At 66.6% G+C, this 24495-nt stretch carries 23 protein-coding genes; 15 read left to right on the top strand and 8 right to left on the bottom strand.

The features are described from left to right. Nucleotides 1–106 precede the first annotated feature (106 nt). Nucleotides 107–1564, top strand: coding sequence for a high affinity choline transporter 1 (locus tag AC2T4A_RS18255; protein WP_416749497.1), 1458 nt, complete (start codon nucleotides 107–109; stop codon nucleotides 1562–1564). 217 nt (nucleotides 1565–1781) lie between these two features. On the opposite strand, the gene AC2T4A_RS18250 is transcribed toward AC2T4A_RS18255, so the two are convergent. Continuing rightward, nucleotides 1782–2147, bottom strand: a complete 366-nt coding sequence (locus AC2T4A_RS18250; RefSeq protein ID WP_486741442.1) for a GFA family protein — start codon at nucleotides 2145–2147, stop codon at nucleotides 1782–1784. Nucleotides 2148–2302: 155 nt separating this feature from the next. Between AC2T4A_RS18250 and AC2T4A_RS18245 the strand changes: the two genes are divergently transcribed. The 10 genes from AC2T4A_RS18245 to AC2T4A_RS18200 all read left to right on the top strand — a co-directional run bounded on the left by AC2T4A_RS18245 (nucleotide 2303) and on the right by AC2T4A_RS18200 (nucleotide 13222). Then, complete coding sequence (locus AC2T4A_RS18245) at nucleotides 2303–3502, top strand: MFS transporter (RefSeq protein ID WP_416749493.1); 1200 nt, start codon at nucleotides 2303–2305, stop codon at nucleotides 3500–3502. 19 nt (nucleotides 3503–3521) lie between these two features. Beyond that, nucleotides 3522–4325: a 2,5-didehydrogluconate reductase DkgB gene (dkgB, locus tag AC2T4A_RS18240; protein WP_478379812.1), complete on the top strand. Its 804-nt coding sequence runs from the start codon at nucleotides 3522–3524 to the stop codon at nucleotides 4323–4325. Between the two features lie 58 nt (nucleotides 4326–4383). Further along, on the top strand, nucleotides 4384–5409 hold the full coding sequence (locus tag AC2T4A_RS18235; protein ID WP_486741441.1) for a zinc-binding dehydrogenase: 1026 nt from the start codon (nucleotides 4384–4386) through the stop codon (nucleotides 5407–5409). Between the two features lie 127 nt (nucleotides 5410–5536). Next, nucleotides 5537–6319, top strand: a complete 783-nt coding sequence (locus AC2T4A_RS18230; RefSeq protein ID WP_416749487.1) for an SDR family oxidoreductase — start codon at nucleotides 5537–5539, stop codon at nucleotides 6317–6319. 292 nt (nucleotides 6320–6611) lie between these two features. Continuing rightward, on the top strand, nucleotides 6612–7517 hold the full coding sequence (locus tag AC2T4A_RS18225) for a LysR substrate-binding domain-containing protein (protein WP_416749485.1): 906 nt from the start codon (nucleotides 6612–6614) through the stop codon (nucleotides 7515–7517). Between the two features lie 104 nt (nucleotides 7518–7621). Next, a complete protein-coding gene (locus AC2T4A_RS18220) occupies nucleotides 7622–9787 on the top strand; it encodes an FUSC family protein (RefSeq protein ID WP_416749483.1) in 2166 nt (721 codons plus the stop codon). Further along, nucleotides 9777–9983 (top strand): DUF1656 domain-containing protein, encoded by a 207-nt coding sequence (locus AC2T4A_RS18215; protein ID WP_045207441.1) that lies wholly within the window; start codon nucleotides 9777–9779, stop codon nucleotides 9981–9983. The genes AC2T4A_RS18220 and AC2T4A_RS18215 overlap by 11 nt, the downstream gene beginning before the upstream one ends. 2 nt (nucleotides 9984–9985) lie before the next feature. Continuing rightward, on the top strand, nucleotides 9986–10945 hold the full coding sequence (locus tag AC2T4A_RS18210; RefSeq protein WP_486741440.1) for an HlyD family secretion protein: 960 nt from the start codon (nucleotides 9986–9988) through the stop codon (nucleotides 10943–10945). A 137-nt stretch (nucleotides 10946–11082) separates the two neighbouring features. Further along, nucleotides 11083–11700: a lipopolysaccharide core heptose(II)-phosphate phosphatase PmrG gene (pmrG, locus tag AC2T4A_RS18205; protein ID WP_416749479.1), complete on the top strand. Its 618-nt coding sequence runs from the start codon at nucleotides 11083–11085 to the stop codon at nucleotides 11698–11700. 61 nt (nucleotides 11701–11761) lie between these two features. Then, entirely contained in the window at nucleotides 11762–13222 is a 1461-nt protein-coding gene (locus AC2T4A_RS18200) for a mechanosensitive ion channel domain-containing protein (RefSeq protein WP_416749477.1), read from the top strand. Between the two features lie 27 nt (nucleotides 13223–13249). Here the strand turns inward: AC2T4A_RS18200 and AC2T4A_RS18195 are convergent, their stop codons facing one another. Together AC2T4A_RS18195 and AC2T4A_RS18190 are read right to left on the bottom strand one after the other, a co-directional pair. After that, on the bottom strand, nucleotides 13250–13603 hold the full coding sequence (locus AC2T4A_RS18195; RefSeq protein WP_045207447.1) for an SH3 domain-containing protein: 354 nt from the start codon (nucleotides 13601–13603) through the stop codon (nucleotides 13250–13252). A 39-nt stretch (nucleotides 13604–13642) separates the two neighbouring features. Beyond that, on the bottom strand, nucleotides 13643–14350 hold the full coding sequence (locus AC2T4A_RS18190; protein ID WP_478378783.1) for a 2OG-Fe(II) oxygenase: 708 nt from the start codon (nucleotides 14348–14350) through the stop codon (nucleotides 13643–13645). Nucleotides 14351–14536: 186 nt separating this feature from the next. Here AC2T4A_RS18190 and AC2T4A_RS18185 point away from each other — a divergent pair, with 186 nt between their 5' ends. The 3 genes from AC2T4A_RS18185 to AC2T4A_RS18175 all read left to right on the top strand — a co-directional run bounded on the left by AC2T4A_RS18185 (nucleotide 14537) and on the right by AC2T4A_RS18175 (nucleotide 16236). Continuing rightward, the gene (locus AC2T4A_RS18185; RefSeq protein WP_486741439.1) at nucleotides 14537–15163 is read left to right on the top strand and encodes a class I SAM-dependent methyltransferase; all 627 of its coding nucleotides are present in this window, start codon (nucleotides 14537–14539) and stop codon (nucleotides 15161–15163) included. A 108-nt stretch (nucleotides 15164–15271) separates the two neighbouring features. After that, entirely contained in the window at nucleotides 15272–15775 is a 504-nt protein-coding gene (locus AC2T4A_RS18180) for a GNAT family N-acetyltransferase (RefSeq protein WP_486741438.1), read from the top strand. 17 nt (nucleotides 15776–15792) lie between these two features. Next, entirely contained in the window at nucleotides 15793–16236 is a 444-nt protein-coding gene (locus AC2T4A_RS18175) for a GNAT family N-acetyltransferase (RefSeq protein WP_416749470.1), read from the top strand. Between the two features lie 29 nt (nucleotides 16237–16265). Here AC2T4A_RS18175 and AC2T4A_RS18170 read toward each other — a convergent pair whose 3' ends face one another. The 3 genes from AC2T4A_RS18170 to AC2T4A_RS18160 all read right to left on the bottom strand — a co-directional run bounded on the left by AC2T4A_RS18170 (nucleotide 16266) and on the right by AC2T4A_RS18160 (nucleotide 20578). After that, nucleotides 16266–16667 (bottom strand): DUF2501 domain-containing protein, encoded by a 402-nt coding sequence (locus AC2T4A_RS18170; RefSeq protein ID WP_416749469.1) that lies wholly within the window; start codon nucleotides 16665–16667, stop codon nucleotides 16266–16268. A 55-nt stretch (nucleotides 16668–16722) separates the two neighbouring features. Further along, nucleotides 16723–17409 (bottom strand): aquaporin Z, encoded by a 687-nt coding sequence (aqpZ, locus tag AC2T4A_RS18165; RefSeq protein WP_486741437.1) that lies wholly within the window; start codon nucleotides 17407–17409, stop codon nucleotides 16723–16725. A 91-nt stretch (nucleotides 17410–17500) separates the two neighbouring features. Beyond that, nucleotides 17501–20578, bottom strand: coding sequence for an autotransporter family protein (locus AC2T4A_RS18160; protein WP_486741436.1), 3078 nt, complete (start codon nucleotides 20576–20578; stop codon nucleotides 17501–17503). A 187-nt stretch (nucleotides 20579–20765) separates the two neighbouring features. Here AC2T4A_RS18160 and AC2T4A_RS18155 point away from each other — a divergent pair, with 187 nt between their 5' ends. Next, complete coding sequence (locus AC2T4A_RS18155; RefSeq protein ID WP_486741435.1) at nucleotides 20766–22547, top strand: response regulator; 1782 nt, start codon at nucleotides 20766–20768, stop codon at nucleotides 22545–22547. Between the two features lie 443 nt (nucleotides 22548–22990). On the opposite strand, the gene AC2T4A_RS18150 is transcribed toward AC2T4A_RS18155, so the two are convergent. Both AC2T4A_RS18150 and AC2T4A_RS18145 read right to left on the bottom strand, forming a co-directional pair. After that, nucleotides 22991–23131 carry a hypothetical protein gene (locus AC2T4A_RS18150; protein WP_486741434.1) on the bottom strand — a complete coding sequence of 47 codons (141 nt, stop codon included), beginning with the start codon at nucleotides 23129–23131 and terminating at the stop codon, nucleotides 22991–22993. A gap of 157 nt (nucleotides 23132–23288) precedes the next feature. Then, nucleotides 23289–24377, bottom strand: a complete 1089-nt coding sequence (locus AC2T4A_RS18145) for a glycerophosphodiester phosphodiesterase (protein ID WP_486741433.1) — start codon at nucleotides 24375–24377, stop codon at nucleotides 23289–23291. Nucleotides 24378–24495: the final 118 nt, after the last annotated feature.

Raw genomic sequence — 24495 nt, 5'->3', positions numbered from 1 at the left:
TGACCTCGGCCGCGCAACACAACAAAAACAACTTTGTCAGTCGTGGCCCACCTGCCCGAGTTTCGTCTCGGCGGTACGGTTCCCGGCGAGCCAACGGAACGAACAAATGCTGATCTGGTTTGTAGCGGTGTATCTGGTGATCACCGTAGCTGTCGGTTTCTACGCCACCACCCGCGTGCACAACTCCTCGGACTACGCGGCCGCCGGTCGTAGCATGTCCTTCCCCCTCGTCGTGACCATGGTGTTCGCCACCTGGTTCGGCTCCGAAGCCGTGCTGGGCATTCCGGCCACCTTCCTCGAAGAAGGCTTCGCCGGGATCATCGAAGACCCCTTCGGCTCCTTCGGTTGCCTGATGCTGGTCGGCGTGGTCTTCGCCCGCCCGCTGTATCGCCTCAACCTGCTCACCATCGGTGACTTCTTCCGCAAGCGCTTCGGCCAACACGTGGAAATCTTCACCAGCCTGGTGATCATCATTTCCTACATGGGCTGGGTCGCTGCGCAGATCACCGCGCTGGGCGTGGTCTTCAGCGTGCTCTCCGACGGTGGCCTGACCACCACCCAGGGCATGATCATCGGCACCATCATCGTCCTGCTGCACACCCTGTTCGGCGGCATGTGGTCCGTTGCGCTGACTGACTTCCTGCAGATGATCATCATCGTCTGCGGCCTGTTCTACCTGGTCTGGCTGATCGGCGACATGGCCGGCGGCCCGGTCAACGTGATCAGCCATGCCGCCAGCGAAGGCAAGTTCACCTTCCTGCATGGCACCTCGGCCAAAGACATCGTCGCCTTCCTCGGCGCCGCGGTAACCATGATGTTCGGCTCGATCCCGCAGCAGGACGTGTATGCCCGCGTGATGTCGGCCAAGACCGAGAAGATCGCCCAGCGCGCCACCATGACCGGTGCCTGCTGCTACCTGGTCTTCTGCATGCTGCCGATCTTCCTGATCTACGCCGCCTCGATGATCGAGCCGGAGATGGTCAAGCACTGGCTGGCCGAAGATTCCCAGCAGATCCTGCCGCACCTGATCCTGGAACGTACTCCGCTGTTCGCCCAGATCATGTTCTTTGGCGCCCTGCTCTCGGCCATCATGTCCTCCGCCTCGGGCGCCCTGCTGGCCCCGTCGGTGACCCTGACCGAGAACATCGTCAAGCACTTCCTGCCCAACATGAACGACCGTCAGGCCCTGCTGGCCATGCGTTGCAGCGTGCTGGCGATGACCGTCGCCACCTGCCTGTTCGCCCTGCTGTCCAACGCCAGCATCTACGAGATGGTCGGCAACGCCTACAAGGTGACCCTGGTCGCTGCCGTAGTGCCGCTGTTCTTCGGCCTGTTCTGGAAGCGCGCCACCACCCAGGGCGCCCTGACCGCCATCGCCTGCGGCCTGATCGGCTGGGTATCGCTGGAGCTGGGTTACCAGGAAGGCGACTTCTGGCCGCCGCAACTGGTGGGCCTGATCTGCAGCGCCATCGGCATGATCGTCGGTTCGCTGGCTCCGCAGTTCAGCGCGCACCGTGGCGAGAGCGTATCGGACATGGCCGCCGCTGCCGCAGCCGCCAACTGATCGCGCATAGATAAAGAAGAAGCCCCGCCTTGTGCGGGGCTTTTTTCGTCGGTGGGTGTTGATCGGCGCGGCGCTCAGTCAATCGCGGACGGAGTCCGCTCCTGCACAAAGCCTGCCTCTAGTGCGGCATGCTGCATTGACGTGTAGGAGCGAGCTTGCTCGCGAATGAGTTTCCCGGCGGCTTCGAAGCTGGACGGGTTCGCGAGCAAGCTCGCTCCTACACGCTCGGGCCAGCCACGGTGCTCATGCTCTTGCCGTCGACGCGCCGCAACGGCAGCGACTCCGAGTCGAGGCCGTCAATGCAGCTGGCATTGACGCTGAGGATCGCCGGATTGCTGCGGCGCTGGTGGTAGACGTAGATGCCGCAAGTCCCGCAGAAGTAATGCAGGGCGACGCCGCTGTTCCAGCGATACAGGCGCAACGCCTGGTCGCCGCGGGTGAGCCGGAACTGGTCCTTTGGCACAGTCGCCATCAGGGCGTTGCGCTTGCCGCACAGCGAACAATCACAGCGCACCAGCTCATCCAGCTCGGCTTCGAAGGCGAAGCCCACTGCACCGCAGTGGCAGGTACCGGTGTAGTGCATGGTCCAACTCCTCGGGTGACATGACGTCCAGCGTAGACCGTCGCACCATTCATGACTCCAGCTCAACTATCCTTTGCCGTTTGCCGCGTTTTTCTCAAGGGCCGACTTCCGGACAATGCCTGCCATCGCATCCCATTCGTCCGGAGCCCCACACCATGCCCCTCGCACTCCTGGCGCTGACGCTCAGCGCCTTCGCCATCGGCACGACGGAGTTCGTCATCGTCGGCCTGATTCCGACCATCGCCACCGACCTGGGCGTCACCCTGCCCTCCGCCGGCCTGCTGGTCAGCCTCTACGCCCTCAGCGTCGCCATTGGCGCACCGCTGCTCACCGCCATGACCGGGCGCATCCCGCGCAAGGCCTTGCTGGTCGGCCTGATGGCGCTGTTCACGGTCGGCAACCTGGTGGCCTGGCAGGCGCCCAGCTACGAATCGCTGATCATCGCGCGGATTCTCACCGGCCTCGCCCACGGCGTGTTCTTCTCGGTCGGCTCGATCATCGCCACCAACCTGGTGAGCAAGGACAAGGCCGCCAGCGCCATCGCCACCATGTTCAGCGGCATGACCGTCGCCTTCGTCACCGGCATCCCGCTGGGCACCTTCATCGGCCAGCACCTGGGCTGGCGCGTGACCTTCCTGGTGGTCGCCGCCTTCGGCGTGGTCGCCCTGCTCGGCAGCCTGCTGTTCGTACCCAAGAACATCCAGCACACCCCGCCGGCACCGCTGCTGCGCCAGGCCCGCGTGCTGCTGCAACCGCGCCTGCTGCTGGTCTATGCGATGACCGCCGTGGGCTACGGCGGCTCGTTGATCGCTTTCACCTTCCTCGCACCGATCCTCCAGGACCTCGCCGGTTTCAGCCCGAACATGGTCGGCGCCGTACTCCTGGCCTACGGTGTCTCGGTGGCCATCGGCAATATCTGGGGTGGCCGCCTGGCCGACAAGCGCGGCCCGGTCAGCGCCCTAAAGATCATCTTCGGCTTGCTGGCTTCGGTACTGCTGGTGCTGACCTTCACTGCCGGCAACCCGTGGCTGGTGGTTCTGACGGTGCTGGCCTGGGGTGCAGTGGCCTTCGGCAATGTCCCCGGTCTGCAGGTGTATGTCGTGCAACAGGCCGAGCGCGTGGCACCGGATGCAGTGGACGTGGCCGCCGGCTTCAACATTGCCGCCTTCAACCTCGGCGTGGCCGGCGGCTCCTGGGCGGGCGGCCTTGTCGTCAGCCACCTGGGCCTGGGCCATACGCCGTGGATCGCCGCCGTCGTCACCCTCGCCGCTTTCGGCCTGACCGCCCTGAGTGGTCGTCTGGACCGCAGAAATTCCATGGAACCGACCGCCCCTGGCGCGGTTCCCACCCACTGATCGACCAAGGAGACATCCCATGAGCGTTCCCGCATTTGGCCTCGGCACCTTCCGCCTCAAGGGCCAGACCGTCATCGACTCCATCCGCACCGCGCTGGACCTGGGCTACCGTGCCATCGACACCGCGCAGATCTACGGCAACGAAGCCGACGTTGGCGAGGCCATTGCCAGCGCCAGGGTCAAGCGTGACGAGCTGTACCTGACCACCAAGATCTGGACCGAGAACTACGCCGCCGACAAGTTGATCCCCAGCCTCAAGGACAGCCTGCACAAGCTGCGTACCGATCGCGTCGAGCTGACCCTGATCCACTGGCCGTCGCCCAAGGGCGAGGTACCGGTAGCCGAGTTCATGGGCGCCCTGGCCGAAGCCAAGGCCCAGGGCCTGACCGGCGAAATCGGCGTATCCAACTTCACCATCGCGCTGATGCAGGAAGCCATCGCTGCCGTCGGCGCCGGCCAGATCGCCACCAATCAGGTGGAACTGCACCCGTACCTGCAGAACCGCAAGGTCGTCGATTTCGCCAAAAGCCAGGGCATCCACATCACCTCCTACATGACCCTGGGCTACGGCAAGGTGCTGAGCGACGAGACGATCATCGAGATCGCCAGGCGCCACGGCGTTACCCCGGCGCAGGTCACCCTGGCCTGGGCCATGCAGCTGGGTTACTCGGTAATTCCGTCATCCACCAAGCGCGAGAATCTGGAAGGCAACCTGCGCGCCGTCGACCTGCGCCTGACCGATGCCGACATGGCCGCCATCGCCGCGCTGGAGCGCAACGAGCGCATCACCAGCCCGGAAAGCCTGGCCCCGGCCTGGGACTGATCCGTAGCTGATCGACAGCCGCCCCTCGGGGCGGCTTTCCTGTTTTCGAGGAGTTTTCATGAGTACAAACGGCCCTACGACCGCAAACCACTATGCCGCCTGGACCTGGACGCCCGGCGCCAGCCTCGACGGACTGAGCCTCGCCCACCTGCCGGTACCTGCGCCGGGCCCGGACGAAGTGCTGGTGGCCAACACCGCCATCGCCCTGAACCCGGTGGACTGGAAGATGATCGACTGGGGCCGCGACGACTGGCAGCAAGGCCAGGTGCCCGGCGTGGATGGCGTCGGCATCGTCATCGCCGTGGGCAGCGAGGTAAACCTGCGCGCCGGCGCCCGCGTCGCCTACCACCAGGCGCTGACCCGCGGCGGCAGCTTTGCCGAGTACAGCTTGCTGCGCGCCCGCGCCGTCTACCCGGTGCCGGATGCACTGGACGACGCCACAGCCGCCAGCCTGCCCTGCCCCGGCCTCACCGCCTGGCAGGCGCTGGACAAGCTGCCAGCCTGCAGCAATCGCGACGTACTGGTAACGGGCGCTGGCGGCGCGGTCGGCTACCTGCTGGCCCAACTCGCGTTGCAGCGCGGCCTGCGCGTGTGGGTGACGGCCTCGGCGAAACACCGTGAGCGCCTGCTGCAACTGGGTGTCGCCGGTGTCTTCGATTACCGCGACGGCCAGTGGTCCCAACACCTGCGCGAAGCCCTCGGCCCTCGCCGCCTGCATGGCATTTTCGATACGGTCAGCGGCAACCACGCCGCCAGCCTCGCCCCGCTGCTGGGCTACAACGGCCATCTGGTGTGCATCCAGGATCGCCAGGAAAATGCGCCGTTGCCGGCCTTCAGCACCGCCATCTCACTGCATGAAGTGGCGCTCAACAGCATCCACGCCCACGGCGAAGTCCTCGATTGGCAGCAGCTGCACGAAGCTGCAGCAAACCTGATGCAGGGCGTCGCCGACGGCCAGCTGCAGGCCCCGGCGAAGCAGTTCTTCGACTTTGCCGAACTGCCCGAAGCGCTGCGCCGCTTGAAGTCCGGCGAAGGCGGCGGTAAATGGATCAGTCTGCTGCCCGCGCCGATGGTCGTTGCCTGACCGCGCCGATGGCTCTGAATTGCGCTTTTCGTAGGAGCGAGCTTGCTCGCGAACCGCATTGCAGCGGGGCTTGGTTCGCGAGCAAGCTCGCTCCTACAGGGTTAGCTACCTATATCAGGAGAACAACATGGATCTGGGCATCAAGGGTCGCTGGGCGGTGGTCTGCGCCGCCAGCAAGGGCCTGGGCAAGGGTTGCGCCCTGGCGCTGGCCCGCGAGGGCGTGAACCTGGCGATCAACGCACGCGACGTCGACACCCTCGCCGCCACCGCCGCCGAACTTCGCCAACTGGGCGTGGAGGTGCGCGAGGTGGCTGGCGACATCAGCCAGCCGGACGTACGCGCCGCACTGATCGCCGCCTGCCCGCAGGTGGACATCCTGGTCAACAACGCTGGCGGCCCGCCGCCCGGAGATTTCCGCGACTGGGAGCGCGAAGACTGGCTGCGCGCCCTGGAGTTGAACATGCTCACGCCCATCGAGCTGATCAAGGCCACCCTCGACGGCATGGCCGATCGCGGCTTCGGGCGCATCGTCAACATCACCTCCGGTTCGGTGAAAGCGCCCATCGCCACCCTCGGCCTGTCCAACGGCGCGCGCAGCGGCCTGACCGGCTTCGTCGCCGGTGTTGCTCGCCAGCCTCAGGTTGCTGGCAACAATGTGACCATCAACGGCCTGCTGCCCGGCTCGTTCGATACCGACCGCCTGCGCAGCGGCTTCCACCGCGCGGCGAACCTCAGCGGCCAGGACGAAGGCGAACTGGTAGAAGCCGGAAAACGGGAAATCCCCGCCGGACGCTTCGGCACCGCAGAGGAATTCGGCGCTTTCTGCGCGTTCCTTTGCAGCGCACAGGCCGGCTACCTCACTGGGCAGAACCTGCTGCTCGATGGCGGGGCGTATCCGGGGACGTACTGATCCTGGCCTCGACTGGTGCGATATCCCGTAGGAGCGGACTCCATCCGCGATTGGCTGGCCGTGCTCCGTAATTGAACGGAGTGACGATGAGTCAATCGCGGACAAAGTCCGCTCCTACGACGACCGAAGCACCGCAGTCAGCCTGTAGGAGCGAGCTTGCTCGCGAACCGCCCAACGCCGCAGTTGCCAGGAATCTGTTCGCGAGCAAGCTCGCTCCTACACCCATCACCCCGAGACAACGCCCCGCTGCCCCTCCTACAATCCACCCCGCCGCTTCCTGACAGGCCCGCCGATGAAAGCCCACTCCGACGAACTCAAGACCTTCGCCACTGTCATCGACTGCGGCTCCATCACTGCCGCCGCCGAACAGCTGGGGCTGACGCCCTCGGCGGTCAGCCGGGCATTGTCGAAGCTCGAGGAAAAGCTTGGCACCACCCTGCTCAACCGCACCACGCGGCGAATGAAGCTGACCGAGGAAGGCGAGTTCTTCCTCGAGAACGCCCGACATATCCTCGAACAGATGGATGCCCTGGAAGAGCGCCTGGCCCTGCGCCAACAGTCCCCGGCCGGGCGCCTGCGGATCAACGCCGCATCGCCCTTCATGCTGCACGCCGTGGTGCCGCACATCGGCGCCTTCCGCGAGCGCTATCCGGACATCGAGCTGCAACTCAACACCAACGACCTGAACATCGACCTGCTGGAACAGAGCACGGACATCGCCATCCGCATCGGTCACCTCGCCGACTCGAGCCTGCACGCCCGCCCGCTCGGCAGCAGCCGCCTGAACCTGCTGGCGGCGCCGGAGTACCTGGAACGCCACGGCATCCCGACCAACCTGGAGCAGTTGCTCGGCCACTCGCTGCTGGGCTTCACCCAGCCCGAGGCGCTGAACGTCTGGCCGATCCGCCACGCTGGCGGCGATACCCTCACGGTCGACCCGTCGCTGTCCGCCTCCAGTGGCGAAACCCTGCGCCAACTGGCCATCGGCGGCCAGGGCATCGCTTGCCTTGCCAGCTTCATGACCTGCGACGACATCCGCGCCGGGCGACTGGTGCGCGTGTTGCCGGAGATGACCAGCGAACGCCGCCAGCCGATTCATGCGGTGTACTACCGCAACTCGCAGCTGGCGTTGCGCATCCAGTGCTTCCTCGACTTTATCCAGGAGCGTCTGGCGCAGTCGCTGCATGCCACCGGCTGAAGGAAATTTCCCGCACAGTCGGCGATCCTCTACCACACTGATCAAGGTTCGCTGGCACCGCGCTGTAACGCCGTGCCGTCCCGCTCAGATCGAAGGGGCCTGGCATGTCACCCATGCTGCTGTACCTGCGCGCCATCATCCACCCTGGCCGCGATACCCTGCTGTTCGCCCTGCGCACCGTGCTCGCGGGGCTGCTGACGCTGTACCTGGCGTTCCTGCTGGACCTCGACCAGCCCAAATGGGCGACCATGACGGTGGTGATCATCAGCACCCCGCTGGCCGGCATGACCCTGCAGAAAAGCTTCGCCCAGGTGATCGGCACCACCATTGGCGCCATGGTTGCCGTGGCCATCATGGCGCTGTTTCCCCAGGCGCCGCTGCCCTTCATCGTCACCCTGGCGCTGTGGCTGGCGATCTGCACGGCGGGCGGCACGTTGATGCGTTTTACTCACTCCCACGCCTTCGTGCTCAGCGGTTTCACCGCCGTGATCGTCGCCTTGCTGGCCCAGCCGGCGCCCGAATCCACCTACACCCTGGCCATCACCCGGGTCACCGAAACGTTGCTGGGCGTGGCGTGCGTGACCCTGGTCAGCCTGTTCTTCGCCCGCCCGCAAAGCGTGGCACGCGGTTACTTCGCCAAGGTTGACCAGTTGATCCGCCTGATCGCCGTGCACGCCGCCGCAGTGATCCGGGGCGAGGAACTGGAGGAAGATTTCCAGCAACGGCAGAAGCAGCTGCTGGGCGAAATCGCCGCCCTGGAGATGCTGCGCCGCCACCTCTATTTCGATGCACCGCGCCTGCGCGGCGCTGATGAGCTGGTGCAACAGCTGGCCAACCAACTGGTGCTGATGACGTCGCGGCTAGCCATCCTGCGACGCCAGCGCAAGCTGATCGAGGCGCGCCTGAGCGGCCCGCTGCCCGAATCCGTACGGCGCCTGCGCGAGGATGAACTGGCCTGCCTGGCTGAGCTGGCCGAGTTTGGCCGCCACCTGCCCGGCGCCACCCGCAAGCGCATAACCCAATTGCGCCAGCGCTTCGACGCCGCCGCGCGGCAGGCCGAGGAGCTGGCCGACGGCCTCCCCGCTTCGCTGCGCTCCCTGGCCTGGGCTCTGCGCTTCGAGCAGGCGCGGCTGATGCAGCAGCTGGACGAGATGATCGAGCTGAGCGAAGCGATCCAGGAAGGCCGCCCCGGCAGCAGCTCCTACCCGCAAAGCCAGGCCCACGCGCTGCACCTGGACTTCCACCTGGCTGCGATGAACGCCACCCGAGCCTTCGTCGCACTGTGCTGCGCCGGCTGGATCTGGATCGAAACCGCCTGGGACGGCGCCCGCGCCGGGATGATTCTGGTGGGCATCCTCTGCTCCCTGCTCGCCACCTTCCCGCGCCCGCTGATGGCGAGCCTGGCGTACATGCGTGGGCTGGCCATGGCCCTGGTGGCGGCCGCGCTGCTGCAGTTCCTGTTGCTGCCCAGCGTCGGCGACTTCGAGATGCTCGCGCTGTTCCTCACACCGCTGCTGTACGTGATCGCGGTAGGGCTGGCCAATCCGCAGACCGCAGGCATCGGCATTGGCCTTGGGCTATCCACCTTCCTGTTGGTCGGCCCGCAGAACCAGGGCGCGTGGATCAATACCTCGCTGCAATGGTTCGAGTTCGCCGGCGGTTATGTCAGCGCCGGGGTGCTGGCCTTGCTGGTGTACGCCTGGGTGTTCCCCTTCGACGCCGACGCACGCCTGCGTCGCCAGTCGCGCCGGACCCGCGCCGAGGTGCGTTCGGTGCTGTTGTCCAAACCCAGCGAGGCACGTCGTTTCCTGTTCGAGAGCCGCATGGTGGATCGCCTGGCGATCATGCTCGGGCTGCTGCCGGCGGCGCGCGACCCGCACTCGAGCGAGCGTTTCCAGTGCAGCCTGGCGAGCATGACCCTGGGCGTGGTGCTGCACCAGCTACGCCGCGAGAGCCTGAACCCCAACGGCCTGCCGCAAGCCCTGCGCGAGCGCCTGTCGCTGCTGCTCGATGAACTCGCCGCCTGCCTTGACCAGCCGCCCGCCGCGCCGCTGCACCGGGTACTGCCCGCCATGCGCGAGCTGGGCAATGAGCTGGACGAACTGCAAAGCCACGGCAACTACCCCAGCGGCGATGCCATGCGCCCGGTCTTCGTCAGCGGCGTGGCGCTACTGGTAGCGGCCGACCTGCTGGAGCGTTTCCGCGACCTTTACGGCGAGTCCGCCGCCTTCCACGACGACCACGGGGAAGCCGCACTGCATGCCCGTTGATATCGAACTGGGCGGGGTCTACCTGCCGCCGCTCGCCCAGGCGCTGTTGCTGGCCCTGCCGATCTTCCTGCTGCTGGACTGGAGCCTGCGCCGCCTCGGCGTGTTACGCCTGGTGTGGCACGAGGCGCTGTTCGAAGGCGCGCTCTACGCCTGCATCTGCGCGGGCCTGATCCTGCTCATGGGAGCCCTGCACTGAATATGGCCAGCCTGCGCAAAGCCCTGCCACCACTGATCACCCTGGCCGTTGTCGGCTTCGCACTGATTCTCGGCTACTTCGCCTGGACCTACTACACCCGCGCGCCCTGGACCCGCGACGCCCGAGTGCGCGCCGACGTGGTGACCGTCTCGGCGGACGTCACCGGGCGCATCGTCGACCTGCGGGTGGAGGACAACCAGCACGTCAGCAAAGGCGAGCTGCTGCTGAGCATCGACCCGGCGCGCTACGAACTGGCGGTACTGCACGCCGACCGCGCAGTGGAAGTCGCCCGCGCCGCGCTCGGCCAGTCCCAGGCCGCCATCGCCGCCAACCAGGCGCTGCTGCAGCAGCGCCGGAGCGAGGAAGTCCGCCGCAAGGCGCTGAAGGCGCGCTCGGCGATCTCCAACGAGGAATGGGAGAAGGCGCATACCGATGTCACCGTCGCCGAGGCGCAACTGCTGCGCGAGCAGGCCAACCTGGGCCTGGCGCAGGCCAACGTCGCCCTCGCCGAAGCCGCGCAGAAGCAGGCCCGCCTGGACCTGGAGCGCACCCAGGTGGTGGCGCCGGTGAACGGTTACGTGACCAACCTGCTGACCCGCGCCGGCGACTACGCCACCGCCGGCCATTCGCTGGTGGCATTGGTGGACAGCGACTCCTTCTACGTCGGCGGCTACTTCGAGGAAACCAAGCTGCCGCGTATCCACGAAGGCGATGCGGTGGACGTGCAACTGATGAGCGGCGAACGTTTCGACGGTCGCGTCGAAAGCATCGCCTTCGCCATCACCGACCGCGAGAACGCCCCCGGCGCGCGCCTGCTGGCGAACATCAACCCCAGCTATACCTGGGTGAAACTCGCCCAGCGCATCCCCGTGCGCATCGCCATCGACCCGGACTACAAGGGCCGCGACCGCCTCAGAGCCGGCACCACCGCCACCGTCAGCGTGGTCGAAGGCGCCCGCTAGCCCTCAAACTTCCGATGGGCAGGGGGAACTTTCATCACCGCCCCGTCATCAACCCATCGCGTGATTGTCACCCGCCCGGTGCAGCATGCACCCAGCTTCCCGCATCCCGCGCGGACGCCTGCGCACGAGGATGCCCCTTGCCCCGCCTTCGCCTTCTGGCCGCTTCCCTGCTGACCTGCACCACCCTCGCCCTGGTGGCCTGGCGCTCGCTGCCCACGCCACTGGAAGACGTGCCGAGCAGCAGCCTGTTCGCCCAGAACTGGGCCCGCGGCGGAGTCGTGCTGCTGGTGCGCCACATGGAGCGCTGCGACCGTTCCAGCGCCGAGTGCCTGGGCGCTGCCGACGGTATCACCGCGCGCGCCGCCGCCCTGGCCCGGAGCATGGGTGACAGCATCACCCGCCTGGGCCTGACGGCCACCGACATCTACAGCAGCCCCGCCAACCGCACCATGCAGACCGCCGACCTGATGTTCAACCAGAGCGTCGCGCGCCAGGACTGGCTGCTGACCTGCAAGGACGGCGACCTTGCCGCGCAGATCCGCGAACACAAGACCGCGCATCGCAACCTGGTGCTGGTCACCCACAGCGAATGCTTCGACCTGCTGCGCGAGAACCTCAAGGTGCGCGAGACCGATACTCCCGAGTACGGCAGCGCCCTGGTGCTGTTCGACGAGACCCGGCCGCAGCTACGCATTGCCGGTGAAGTGGAGACCGATGAGTGGCTGAAGCTGGTGGGCCCGCACAACCCGAGCTGAAGCCGCTGCCAGAAAGCGCTTTCTGTGCCATCTTCTTGCGATCGTTCCAAGGAGAGGCTCGATGCCCGCGCTGCTCACCACCCACCCGTTGTTCGCCGCCCCCGCCCTGCTGCTGATCGACCTGCTGCTCTGGCGGCTGGTTGGCCCGGCCCATCCGCACTGGCGGCTGGCCGTTCGCCTGCTCGGCTTCCTGCTGTTCAGCCTGCTGCTGTTCAACGCCGGGATGAACCCGCTGCGCGCCGCGCCCTGGGCGGACGACCTGCCCAGCCACATGGTCGCTACCGCCGTGCAGATCATCTGGTGGCTGTTCGCCGCCCGCTGCCTGACGGTTGTCCTGGGTTTCCTGCTGGTGCAGCGCATCGGCCATGGCGGGCGGCTGTTGCAGGACGTGGTCGGCGCGCTGATCTTCCTGGTCGCCATCATCGCCGCGGCGGGCTACGTGCTGGAGTTGCCGGTGAAGGGCCTGCTGGCCACTTCCGGGGTAGTCGCCATCGTCCTCGGCCTGGCGCTGCAGAGCACCCTGAGCGATGTGTTCTCCGGCATCGTGCTGAACACCACCAAGCCGTACCAGCTGGACGACTGGATCTCCATCGACGGCATCGAGGGCAAGGTCACCGAGATCGACTGGCGCTCCACCTATCTGCAGACCTCCCAGGGCACGCTGGCGGTGGTGCCCAACTCCCTCGCCGCCAAGGCCAAGGTGCTCAACCTGAGCCGCCCGGCGAACCTCTATGGCGTCAGCGTGAGCCTGACGGTCAGCCCGCACATCCGACCACGCAAGGTGATCGAAGCGCTTGAGCATGCCCTGGGCGGCTGTCGTGCCCTGCTGGCTACCCCGGCACCGGCGGTGAGCGTGCGCAAGTCCGCGCCCGATGGGGTGGAGTATGAAATGAGCGGCTTCGTCGCCGCCATGGGCGAGAAGCGCGAGGTGCGCAACCAGTTGTTCGACCTCGCCTACCGCCACCTGCAGGCCGCCGGCATCAACCTGCTGGCCGAGGCCGATGCTCCGATCCGCGAAAGCGCCTCACGCGCACGGGCGCTGCTGGTGCGCTCAGGGCTGTTCGATGCGCTGCGTGACGAGGAGCGTGACGAGCTGGCGACCCGCATGCAGCGCCGCCCATTCAAGCAAGGCGAAGTGCTGCTGGCGCCGGGGGATGTCAGCGAGCGCCTGCTGATCATCGATTCCGGCGTGGTCAGCGTCACCCTGCCCCACGACAGCCAGACCATCGAGGCCGGCCGCATGGGACCGGGCGAAGTGTTCGGCGAGGCCGGCGTGCTCACCGGCTCCGCGTGGCAGGCGCAATTCACCGCGATCAGCGATGGCGCCGCCTACTACATCGACAAGCAGACCCTCGCCCCCTGCATGGAGGCGCGCCAGGAGATTGCCGAGGCCATGGGCCGCCTGCTGGACTTCCGCCAGAAGGCCAGCGCTGCGCTATTGGTGGAGCAACCCACGGTGGTGCAGCAGCGCGGCTTGATGGCCTGGCTCAAGCAGCACGCCGGGCGCCGCTACAAGGCCTGACTCTATTGCAGATCAGGCGTTGCAGGGTCAGGCGCTGACTTCCTGCAGGCAATCCAGCGGCACCCAGCCGGCCTCGCCACCGGAGCGGACGCACCAGAGCCAGCCGCCCAGTTCGCGGCCACCTTCAAGGCGTTCGCCAACCTCCACGTCGAGCTCGCGGGCGGTGTAGTCCTCCATGGCCACGCCGGCGCCCGGCGCGGTCATGTTGAACACCTGCGCCGGCACCCAGCCTTCACGTTGGCCGGGCGTGGAGCAGAAGTACCAGTCCTCCCAGCCCTCGGCGCCCTCGTAACGTTCGCCGACGAACAGCGGCGCACCCTTGGCGAAAGTGATGGGCGCGGGGTACTCGCTACGGTGGCGTTGAATCACTTCGTAGTGCATGTCGATCTCCCGGTTCCCTGGACCGATCCATGCTACTCCTCACAGCGCATCGTGGAAGATCACTCCGAGGGTGAAGCGCTCGCCGGTATGCAGGCGGCTGACACCATGGCGCAGGTTGATCCGATGGTAGCCGCGCACGCCCCGCACCGGCCGCTGGGCCACCGCGAACACTACGGCGTCGCCCTGCTGCAGCGGCACTACCGTCACCCGTGACTGCATGCGCGGGCGCTGCTCGGTCAGCACGAACTCGCCGCCCTCGAACTCCTCGCCCGGCCGCGAAAGCAGGATCGCCACCTGCAACGGGAACGCCAGCTCCCCGTAGAGGTCCTGGTGCAGGCAGTTGTAGTCACCGGCGCGGTAGCGCAACAGCAAGGGCGTCGGCCGGCGCTGGCTGGCGGCGTGGCATTGGGCGAGGAAGCCGGCATGCTCCGGCGGGTACTGGATGCAGGTGTCCATGCGCACCTGCCAGGTATTGGCGATGGCGCGCAGCGGCGGATAGAGGGCCTCGCGAAGCTCCTGCAGCCGCGCCGGCAAGGGATAGGCGAAGTAGCGGTATTCGCCGAGACCGAAGTTGTGTCGGGCCATGACCACGCGGCTGCGAAATGGCGCGTCCTGGTCGTACAGCGCGCGGAGCGTCTCGCACTGTGCCCTGTCCAGCAGGCCGGGGATCAGTGCATGGCCATCGGCGTCGAGTTGCCCGGTGAGTGCGGGCCAATCCAGGGCAGGCAGGTTTCGGGAGAGGGACATCTTGGCAATCCGTGGTGGCAATGCCTCAGTCTAGAACCGCCCCCTTGCCGTTCGCGTCCCGGCACTGACTTTCAAACCGGACCTGCAGAAACGGGCATCGCTCGCTGCTGCAGGTGGCCCGTCGATTGGGCCACCGCGCGTGGCGCATTGTAGAATCACAGGCATCCACCCAGACCGACTACGGCCATGAGCACCGAAGACCCGATCCTGCGCGACATCTCCCGCGTCACCCTGCAGCACTATCAGGACAGCGCACAGTCCTTCCGTGAGGGCACCTGGGACCACGACGTCACCCAGAACATTGCCGCGCTGCTGCGGCACATCCAGAGCGAAGCACCTTTCGTGCTGCTGGATTTCGGTTGCGGTCCGGGGCGTGACCTGTGCGCGCTGAAAAGCCTGGGACATGCTCCTGTCGGCCTGGACGGCTGCGCCGACTTTGTCGCCATGGCGCGCGAAGCCAGCGGCTGCGAAGTCTGGCAGCAGGATTTCCTCGCCCTCGACCTGCCCGCCGAGCGCTTCGACGGCATATACGCCAATGCCAGCCTGTTCCACGTGCCGCGCAGCGAGCTGCCGCGCGTACTCGGCCAGCTGCATGCCGCGCTGAAGCCCGGCGGCGTGCTGTTCAGCTCCAACCCTCGTGGGGAAAACCAGGAAGGCTGGAACGGCGGACGCTTTGGCTCCTACCACGACCTGCAGAACTGGACCCGCCTGCTGGAAGACGCGGGCTTCCGCGAGCTGGAACACTACTACCGCCCCGCAGGCCTGCCGCGGGAGCAGCAGCCCTGGCTGGCCAGCGTTTGGCGCAGGGTTTGAGATGACCAGGCCCGCAGTTCAGCCGGCCTAGTCTTCAGACTGCAACGATCGACTTTACCCGCTTCCCACAGGATCACCCCAAGCCGGCCTTCCAGGAGGACAAACAGCATGCAGTACAGCATTCGCCCCGAGCACCCGGACGACCTCAGCGTCATCCGCGAAGTGACCACCGCCGCCTTCGCCGAGGCCGAGCACAGCAGCGGTACCGAAGGCGCCATCGTCGATGCGTTGCGCGCAGCCGGGGCGCTGAGCATTTCCCTGGTCGCCACCGTGGAAGGTGTGGTCGTCGGCCATGTGGCGTTCTCCCCCGTGACCCTGGATGGCGCGGACCTCGGCTGGTACGGACTCGGCCCGGTCTCCGTGCGTCCCGACCTGCACGGCCGGGGAATCGGTGCGGCGCTGATCCATGCGGGGCTGGAGCGACTCGCGGCTCTCGGCGCAAAAGGCTGCGTGGTACTGGGCGACCCGGCCTACTACCCGCGCTTCGGCTTCCACCAGGACCCGGCGATCCAGTACGCGGGCGTGCCGCCCGAATACTTCATGGCGCTGTCGCTGGATGGCTCGAAGGCCGCCGGCCAGGTCGCCTACCACAGCGGTTTCTCCGCGACCTGACGACGAGAACAGCCGCCATGCCCCTATCGATCCGCCCCGCAAACCCGACGGACATCGACACCCTCTTCGACATCCGCACCAGCGTGCGTGAGAACCACCTGAGCCGCGAGCAGATGGCCAAGTTGGGTATCACGCCGCAGGTGCTGGCCGAGGCGATCGAATCCGCGCCGTGCGCGTGGATTGCCGAGATCGACGGCGTTCCCGGCGGCTTCGCCATGGTGGATACCGACGAGGGAGAACTCTTCGCCCTGTTCGTGCGCCCGGAGTGCGAGGGGCTGGGCATGGGCCGCCTGTTGCTGGCGGCGGCCGAGGAACAGCTGTTCCGCGAGCACGGGAACATCTGGCTGGTAACCGATGGCGGCGACGGCATTCGCGCCAATGCTTTCTACCGTCGCCACGGTTGGCAGTTCGCCGGGCGGGTGGACGAGCGGGATGTCCGCTACGAGAAATCCCGCCCCTGACGAGGACCCGCCTCCGACATGCCGGAGCGTCAGAGCAGCGACTTGCCCTGGCTGAGGACCTTGTCGCACACCTGCTTGGTGACCTTCTCCTTGATACCGCTGCCGGACAGGTCGAGGCTCTTGCCGTCGCTGCCGGTGAGGATGCCCTTGGCGCCGTCCTTGTAGCCGCTGTCGCTGGTGGTGGTGTTGCCCGGCAGCTTGCCCAGCAACTTGTCCTTCACCTGGGTGGCCGCATCGGCGTTGAGGTAGTTGTTCTTGGCGCAGTACTCCAGCAACCCGGCGACGTTGCCGCTGCTGCTGGACGACACCGACGACAGGTTGCCGAGGCCGCCGAGGCTGCCGGCAACATCGCCCAGGGACGCTGCCTGGGCCAGCGACCAGGGCAGCAGTACGACGGCAAGAGCGGTGGGAATCAGTTTACGGGTATTCATGACGATCTCCTGGTGGCAGACAACGCGGCGCCAAGCGCCACAGCGAGTGTAGACATCAGCGGCCGCGGACCGCGCGATAGACCAGCGCCCCCAGGCTGCCGCCGACCAGCGGGGCGAGCCAGAAGGCCCAGAGCTGCTCCAGAGCCCAGGGTGCGGCGTAGAAGGCCACGGCCAGGCTGCGTGCCGGGTTCACCGAAGTGTTGCTGACCGGAATGCTGATCAGGTGAATCAGTGCCAGCGTCAGGCCGATGGCCAGCGGCGCAAAGCCCGCCGGAGCGTCGCGATCAGTGGCGCCCATGATCACGAAGAGGAACATGGCCGTCATGATCAGTTCGCACAGCAGCACCGCCGCCAGGCTGTAACCACCCGGCGAGTGCGCGCCATAGCCGTTGGCGGCGAAACCACTGGCTGCATCGAAGCCGGGCGCACCACTGGCGATCAGGTACAGCGCGCCGCCGGCCAACAGGCCGCCGGCGACCTGGGCAAGGATGTAGGGCAATACGTCGGCGGCCGGGAAACGGCCGCCGAACATCAGGCCGACGCTTACCGCCGGGTTGAGGTGGCAGCCGGAGATCGGGCCGATCGCATAAGCCATGGTGACGACGGTAAGGCCGAAGGCCAGCGCGACGCCGAGAAGCCCGATGCCATGATCACCGAAGTTGGCGGCGAGAACGGCGCTGCCGCAGCCGCCCAGGACCAGCCAGAAGGTGCCGATCAGCTCGGCCGCAAGTTTCCTGTACATGATTGTCTCCCTGGAACCGGGAGCACCGGTTCCGCACGGAATGTCGAAGGGGGAATGGAAGGGCGTCAGCGCCCTCCCCGTGGGTCTGTGCCTACCAGAGGTAGCGGTAGCCGAGGGTCACGGCCCAGGGCTCTTCGAGGTGGTCGCCCTTGGCGTAGTCCACTTCCAGCGAGACCTTCTGCTGGCGGCTGACCTGTAGCGCCGCGCCGGCACCCAGTTCGCCGCGCGAGCCGGGCAGTTGGTTGTTGAGCTTCTCGCCGTTGATGCGGACGTGGGTGTTGCCGGCCAGTTCGTCGATGTAGGACGCGGTCGCGTAGGTCTGCAGGCGCATATCGCGGTCCAGCTGGATTTCCTTGCCACCGCGCAGGCCAATCCTGCCCTGCAGCGAGTCTGTGTCGCTCGCGCGCACCTTGAGGCCGTCGCTGCTGGTGTAGCGCGGCCCTTCGAAGTGCGTGGCGCTGAGCTGCACCTGGGGCTCGACGAACCACTGGTCCTGCAGGTCGATGCGTTTGCCACCCTCGACGCTGACACCATAGGCATCGGCCTTGTAGTCACCCTTCACCGGTTGACCCAGGTTGGTCGGCACTTTCACGTCGCCGTCCATGTGGCTGTACTTGATGACGTTGTCCAGGTACCAGCCGTCGTCGCGCAGGTAGGTGGCGTAGGCGCCGACACTGGTGCTGTCCAGATGCCCACGACTGTTCTCGGTGAAACGGATGCGCGACTCGCTGGCGCCGACCATGGCGCCCAGGTACAGGCGGGCGCCGTCGAGGTGAATGGCCTTGTCGGCGCCGATCTCGACGCCATCGAGGTTCTGTTCGAAGGCCCGGCCATAGTGCTCGCCCATGCGCATGCGCTTGCCGATACCGCGAATCCACACGCCGCCTTCGTCCTGGCTGAGGCGCAGTTCACCCAGGCGCTGTACCAGGGTGCCGAGTTCGGCGTAGTACAGGTTGGCGGCGGCGCTCTGCATGCCCAGCGCGACGTTGGAGCCCTTGGAGATGATGTCCGGCTGGCTGGTACTGCCACCCCCGTTGGAGCCCTGGTTACCGCCGTCGCTGCCTCCCTGGCTGCCACCGTCGGTACCGCCCTGGTCCCCGCCCGAGCTGCCTCCCTGTTCGCCGCCGTCCGTGCCGCCCTGATTGCCGTTTTCATTACCGCCGTCACCCGGATCGGGAGTGGTCGTCCCGGGGTCGCCGCCGTCACCGGTTCCCGTGGAGGGCTGGTCGGGATCCTCCGGATCGGTCGGTTCGCCCGGGTCGACCACATTCTTGCCGCTGGCGACCAGATACCAGTCGTTGCCCTGTTGCTCCAGGGTGTAGCGGTAGGCGCCAGCATCCACGTGCTCGCCATAAAGGCTGAAGGCCCCCGGACTGCCCTGGGTACCGACGACGCGCAACTGGTCGCCGCCCGCCTCCTTGCCACTGTCGGCCACCACCAGCGTGTGCGCGCCATAGGCCTGGCCGCCGACCAGGATCAGGTCGGTCTGCAGGCTGGAGAGATCAGTGTTCATGTCGAAGGTGCCGGAGCCGGTCAGGTCGCCGGCCATCGACAAGGTGTGATAGCCGTTGGCACCGAAGGCCACGGTCGCGCCGTCCACGTCCAGGTTGCTCAGGGTGGAGTCGGCGTTCATCTGCCAGCGGGCGTTGTGCAGGGTCATGTCGAGCAGGCCCTGGTCGCTGTCCTGCAAACGGGTATCGCCGTGCAGGTCGCTGCCTTCGCTGGTCAGCCGCAGCGAGCCATTGCCGGCGACCTCCGCCAGCAGCCCGGCATCGCCGACGTCCAGGCTGGAGTTAGTAAGCGTGGATTGCAGATTGGCACCTTCGGCAATGGCATAACCCACCCCGTTGCCCGCCTGCAACTGGCTGCCCGTAGCGTTGAAAGTGCCCGAGCTGCCGGCCTGCGCCGTCACCACGGCTGCATCGCTGGTCACGCGGCTGGCGCTCAGGTCCATGTGCGCTTCGCCGCCGCCCTGCAGCTCGCCCTGGCTGAAAAGGATGGCGGAACCATTCTGCGAATCGATCCGGCTGTTGCTGGCGGTGACCGCCCCGCCATTGTCCAGATGCACACTCGCCCCGGCGCTGCCTCCGCTGGAGAGTTGGCTGGCCTCCACCTTGATGGTGCCGGACGCCGCCGCGTGCACGGCTGCCGAGCCGGCTCCGGTGCTCGCCAGGCTGCTGTCGGCGATAGCGATGCTGCCGCCCTCGGCCGTCCAGGCACCATCAGCGTGGGCGCCGCTGGTTTCCACCTGGCTGCCCTGGGTGAGATCGATATGGGTTCCCTGACGGGTATAGAGGCCGTGGCTGCCCTCGCCTTCGGTGACGATGCGGCTGTTCTGCAGCTGCGCCGAGCCGCTGGCGTTATTGACCATCACGCCGATGCTGCCGGCGCCATGGGTGGTGATACTGGAGTCAGCCAGCGTGTTGTCCGCGCCGTTGCTGGAAATATGCACGCCATGGCTACCCTGGCCGGCGGTTTCGAGAGTGGCTCCGCTGACCTGCAGTGAGGCGCCGTTGTTGGCCTGGATAGCGCTGCTGTCGTCGCCGCTCGTGGATATCTGCGACGCGTCCAGTAGCAACGTGCCGTTATTGTCCAGCAGCACGCCGGCGGCGTGGTCGCCCGCGGTAGTCAGCGCGCTGCCATTGACCTGGGCGCCGCCGTTGTTGTGGGCGTGCACCGCTGCGGAGCTGTCGCCGTCAGTGGCGACACTGCCACCCACCAACTCGACCTGGCCGCCGCTCTGCGCGTCCAGGCCGGCGTCGTTGTCGCCATGGGTGCTGACCTGGGAGTCGACGATGCTGACCTTGCCGCCGTTGACCTGCAGGCCGAAGCTGCCGGCGCTGTCGATCTCCACGTGATCGACCTGGTCCTGCTTGCCGCTCCACAGGTTGAACAGCAGGCCACCGCCCGCGCCGGTGTTATGGACCCAGCCGCCGTCCATGCTGAATTCCATGTCGTTGACGGTGATGGCGGACTGGCTGGCATTCACGTCGAAGTGGGCGTCGTGCAGCTCGCTGGTGTTGTTCTCCCAGGGGGAAAACGACTGTGGAGTGTCGAAATCCTCGGCCAGCGAAGGCAGCGCCACCAGCGAGGTGATGACCACCGCCAGCAGCGTGGGAACGAACGGCGGCGCGTGTCGGCGCGCCAATGCAATCGTGCAGGTACTCATCTGGTTGCCCTCCAGAATCCATTTCTGGCCGGCGCGTGAGCCGGTCTCTAGGGGCGATTCTTCTCGGAACGATGAACTCCAAAGATGGGAAAGCATTTACTGTTGCGTAGGAAACTTCCTACTCAAATCCTGCACGCCTGAGAGAAATGACCTAGCGTTGATCAGGTATTCGACTGAGGAAGCTGCCATGGGGCAGGTGCTGATCGCCGACGGACACCCGGTCACCCGGCATGCCGTGCGCATACTGCTGGAGAGCGAGGGCCACACCATCGCCGGCGAGGCGGAGGACGGCCTGGACGCCCTGCGGCTGGGCCTTGAGCAGCCCGCTGACCTGTTGATCCTCGATATCGACCTGTCGCGCCTGAACGGCCTGGACGTCATGGCACGCCTGAGGGCGCGCGGGGTGAATCTGCCGGTGCTGGCCTTCAGCGCGCAGGATTCGGAGCACATCGTCGGGCGCTTCCTGCAGGGCGGCGCCTCGGGCTTCGTCAGCAAGCACGACGACCTGCGCGAGTTGAGCCTCGCGGTAGCCATGCTGCTGCGTGGGCGCAGCTACTTCCCCATGCGCCTGCTGGGCAACGTCAACCTGCCGGAAGTACGCAGCGGCGAGCGTGAACGGGTGGCGAGCCTGTCCAACCGCGAGCTGTCGGTGCTGTACTTCCTCGCCAGCGGACGCAACAACCACCAGATCGCCCATGAGCTGACCATCAGCGAAAAGACCGTCAGCACCTACCGCACGCGCCTGCAGCACAAGCTCAACCTGCATAGCCTGGCGGAGCTGATCGACTTCGCCCGGCGCAACGCCCTGGTGACCGCTCCCCAGGCCGAGCCCGAACGGGCAGCACCGGACAGCGATGAGTTGGTGATGCTGCGCAGCCTGGTCGACAGCCTGCCTGATGCCCTCTACGTGCGCGACATCGCCGGCCGCCTGGCGCACGCCAACCTTGCCTTCCTGCGGCTATACGACGTGCGCCTGGAGGACGTGCTGGGCACCCGCGCCATGGACGTGGACTGGTACGCGCCGGCCCAGGCCGAGCTGCTGCACCAGTACTTCCTGCAGGCGGTAGCTGCCGAGCTGGCCTTCGCGCGCGACATCGAGCTGCGCATCCATGGCCAGCGCCGCGTACTGCATCACTGGGGCAAGCCCTATCGCGATGCCCAGGGCCGGCTGCTTGGCATGATCTGCGGCAGTGCCGACATCACCGGCCGCCAGGACCGCCTGCGCGCCATCGAGGCGGACAAGCAGCAGGCGGAGCTGAGCAACCGGCAGAAGCTCAATTTCCTGGTGCGCGCGAGCAACGAATTCAGCGTTCCCCTGGGCGCCATGCACGGCCTGCTGGAAATGGTGCTGCAGCGCGCGACGCTGCAGCCGGCCGACCGCGAGGCGCTGGAATGGATCGACGGCACCAGCCGCGACTTGCTGAAGCTGACCGCCGACCTGCGCCAGATTGCCCGCCTGGAAAGTGGCGAAGAACAGGCGCAGCGCGTGCCGTTGCACCTGGAGCCATTGCTGCGCGAAGCGCTGGCAGCCCTCGAGGCGCCGGTCAGCGCCAAGGGCCTGAAACTGGAGCTGCAGGCCGCGCCGGAGGTGGACCACGCACTGCTGGGCGACCCATTGCTACTGCGGAAAATCCTTGACTACCTGCTGGCCTACCTGATCCGCGAAACGGCCGCTGGCACCCTGTGCATTGCCCTGCATGGCCAGGTGGAGGGCGAACGCCTGGCCGTCCGCCTGAACGCAGCCCCGCTGCTGCAGGCTGCCGAGGACCCGCAGGCGGTCTACTCGCTGGAGGAACTGGCCGCCGACGCGGCCAGACAGATGCTGCAGGAAGCACCGGTCGGCCTGATCGTCGCCAAGCGTCTGGTCGGCTTGCTCCAGGGCGAACTGGTCCTCGCCAGCCCGCCAGGCCAGGGCACGACGGCCAGCGTGCACCTGATGCTCCCCCTCGCGCCGATCTCTACCCTGTAGGAGCGAGCTTGCTCGCGAACAGAGTCCGCCTGTAACGCCGGTGCCATGCGGTTCGCGAGCAAGCTCGCTCCTACAAAAATCCCCAGAGGTCGGCGCGGTCTGCCAATCGCGCACGGCGTTCCCTTGCAGGAGGTTGGCGAAAATCGGTTCAGTAGCCCACCGACTTCAGCACCGAATCCACATCCTGGCTGGGCGGCCCCCAAGAAACATCAGCAACTGGTCAGTTTGTTCCAGGGCGAACTGGTCCTCGCCAGCCCGCCGGGCCAGGGTACGACGGCCAGCGTGCACCTGATGCTCCCTCGCACCGATCTCTACCCTGTAGGAGCGAGCTTGCTCGCGAACAGAGCACGCCTATAACGCCGGTGCCATGCGGTTCGCGAGCAAGCTCGCTCCTACAGAAAAGCGGCACCACGGCGCAGCCTTTCCGCGCGCCTGACCAGCCGTCAGTAGCCCACCGACTTCAGCACCGAATCCACATCCTGGCTGGGCGGCCGGCCAAGGAACATCAGCAACTGGTCGGTTTGTTCCAGGGCGAACTGGTGCTCGCCAGCCCGCCGGGCCAGGGTACGACGGCCAGCGTGCACCTGATGCTCCCCCTCGCGCCGATCTCCACCCTGTAGGAGCGAGCTTGCTCGCGAACAGAGCCCGCCTGTAACGCCGGTGCCATGCGGTTCGCGAGCAAGCTCGCTCCTACAGAAAAGCGGCACCACGGCGCAGCCTTTCCGCGCGCCTGACCAACCGTCAGTAGCCCACCGACTTCAGCACCGAATCCACATCCTGGCTGGGCGGCCTGCCGAGAAACATCAGCAACTGGTCGGTGCGGTTGGTGAAGAAGCCGTCCACGCCAGCCTTGGTGAGCTTGTCGAAGTCCACGGCATCGTCGACGGTGTAGGCGTGCACGAACAGGCCACGCTCATGGGCGGCCTGGTTCATCCACGGCTGCACGAGGTCCATGTAGCTCTGGTCGCCACGCGCAGTCAGAGTCGCCGAGGGACCTGTGCCCAGGGCGCCATTGGCCTTGGCCCAGTCAAGCCAGGCGAAGAGCTCTTCCTTGGATTTCACTTCCTGCCCGGCATAGAAGTCCGCTTTGATCTTCTCACCCGACTGGGCAAAGGTGGTCGGTTTCTTCGCCGCCATGTAGCCGTCTCCGACCCACAACAGCAGCACCTTGGGCACCTTCGGCATGCTCTTCTGCAGCAGCTCCAGGCTGCTCTTCTCGAAGGTCTGCAGGACGATCCTGCCTTGCGGCTCGCCCTGCGCGTCGAGCCAGCCACGATTCTCCAGGGCTTTGCGCAGGTCTTCCTCGATGCCGGGGAACTGCCCGGGCGCCTTGGTTTCCAGGTACAGGCCAGGGGTTTCGCCGCCGCCTTCGGCGATGTCGATCAGCTCGTCGAGGGTGAGGATGCGCAGCCCTGCGTACTTGGAGCGGGCGCGCTCGGGATAGGCGGCATTGAACCAGCTGCCGGCGTCCAGGCGCTTGAGCTCGGCCAGGGTGAACTGGCTCACCGGCGCCTTTTCGCGGCCCGGGAAGACCTTGGCGACGTCGGTGGTGCGCTCCAGGGTGTCATCGTGCACCGCGACCAGCACGCCGTCCTTGGTGCGCTGCAAGTCGGCCTCCAGGTAGTCCGCCCCCAGGTCGCGGGCGGCGAGATAGGCCGGCGCGGTTTCCTCGGGGGCGTCGTGGGAAGCGCCGCGGTGAGCGATCACCGTCGGCCAGGGGATGCCGACAGCCTCGCTGAGTGCGCGGCCGGGGGATTCCTCGGCGCTGGCAGTGAAACTGGCGGCGGCCAGTGCGATGGTGCCCAGTACAGCGATGATGCGACGGCGCATGTGCGAAACCCCTTGCGATGGGTAACGGGTAAGCGGCCCAGTCTGCCGGCGGCCTGTGAAAATCCTGCGACGGCTGAAACGACAAGGCCCGCGAACGATCGCTCGTTCGCGGGCCTTT

It is taken from the genome of Pseudomonas sp. PVC-3-1 (assembly GCF_057444315.1).
The sequence above is the reverse complement of the archived record's forward strand: the minus strand, read 5'-3'. Positions and strand labels throughout refer to the sequence as shown.

What these genes read in the sequence shown, in the direction of transcription:
- AC2T4A_RS18255 (WP_416749497.1), top strand. Translation starts at nt 107, where the DNA reads ATGCTGATCTGGTTTGTAGCGGTGTATCTGGTGATCACCGTAGCTGTC.
- AC2T4A_RS18250 (WP_486741442.1), bottom strand. Translation starts at nt 2,147, where the DNA reads ATGCACTACACCGGTACCTGCCACTGCGGTGCAGTGGGCTTCGCCTTC.
- AC2T4A_RS18245 (WP_416749493.1), top strand. Translation starts at nt 2,303, where the DNA reads ATGCCCCTCGCACTCCTGGCGCTGACGCTCAGCGCCTTCGCCATCGGC.
- dkgB (WP_478379812.1), top strand. Translation starts at nt 3,522, where the DNA reads ATGAGCGTTCCCGCATTTGGCCTCGGCACCTTCCGCCTCAAGGGCCAG.
- AC2T4A_RS18235 (WP_486741441.1), top strand. Translation starts at nt 4,384, where the DNA reads ATGAGTACAAACGGCCCTACGACCGCAAACCACTATGCCGCCTGGACC.
- AC2T4A_RS18230 (WP_416749487.1), top strand. Translation starts at nt 5,537, where the DNA reads ATGGATCTGGGCATCAAGGGTCGCTGGGCGGTGGTCTGCGCCGCCAGC.
- AC2T4A_RS18225 (WP_416749485.1), top strand. Translation starts at nt 6,612, where the DNA reads ATGAAAGCCCACTCCGACGAACTCAAGACCTTCGCCACTGTCATCGAC.
- AC2T4A_RS18220 (WP_416749483.1), top strand. Translation starts at nt 7,622, where the DNA reads ATGTCACCCATGCTGCTGTACCTGCGCGCCATCATCCACCCTGGCCGC.
- AC2T4A_RS18215 (WP_045207441.1), top strand. Translation starts at nt 9,777, where the DNA reads ATGCCCGTTGATATCGAACTGGGCGGGGTCTACCTGCCGCCGCTCGCC.
- AC2T4A_RS18210 (WP_486741440.1), top strand. Translation starts at nt 9,986, where the DNA reads ATGGCCAGCCTGCGCAAAGCCCTGCCACCACTGATCACCCTGGCCGTT.
- AC2T4A_RS18200 (WP_416749477.1), top strand. Translation starts at nt 11,762, where the DNA reads ATGCCCGCGCTGCTCACCACCCACCCGTTGTTCGCCGCCCCCGCCCTG.
- AC2T4A_RS18195 (WP_045207447.1), bottom strand. Translation starts at nt 13,603, where the DNA reads ATGCACTACGAAGTGATTCAACGCCACCGTAGCGAGTACCCCGCGCCC.
- AC2T4A_RS18190 (WP_478378783.1), bottom strand. Translation starts at nt 14,350, where the DNA reads ATGTCCCTCTCCCGAAACCTGCCTGCCCTGGATTGGCCCGCACTCACC.
- AC2T4A_RS18185 (WP_486741439.1), top strand. Translation starts at nt 14,537, where the DNA reads ATGAGCACCGAAGACCCGATCCTGCGCGACATCTCCCGCGTCACCCTG.
- AC2T4A_RS18180 (WP_486741438.1), top strand. Translation starts at nt 15,272, where the DNA reads ATGCAGTACAGCATTCGCCCCGAGCACCCGGACGACCTCAGCGTCATC.
- AC2T4A_RS18175 (WP_416749470.1), top strand. Translation starts at nt 15,793, where the DNA reads ATGCCCCTATCGATCCGCCCCGCAAACCCGACGGACATCGACACCCTC.
- AC2T4A_RS18170 (WP_416749469.1), bottom strand. Translation starts at nt 16,667, where the DNA reads ATGAATACCCGTAAACTGATTCCCACCGCTCTTGCCGTCGTACTGCTG.
- aqpZ (WP_486741437.1), bottom strand. Translation starts at nt 17,409, where the DNA reads ATGTACAGGAAACTTGCGGCCGAGCTGATCGGCACCTTCTGGCTGGTC.
- AC2T4A_RS18160 (WP_486741436.1), bottom strand. Translation starts at nt 20,578, where the DNA reads ATGAGTACCTGCACGATTGCATTGGCGCGCCGACACGCGCCGCCGTTC.
- AC2T4A_RS18155 (WP_486741435.1), top strand. Translation starts at nt 20,766, where the DNA reads ATGGGGCAGGTGCTGATCGCCGACGGACACCCGGTCACCCGGCATGCC.
- AC2T4A_RS18145 (WP_486741433.1), bottom strand. Translation starts at nt 24,377, where the DNA reads ATGCGCCGTCGCATCATCGCTGTACTGGGCACCATCGCACTGGCCGCC.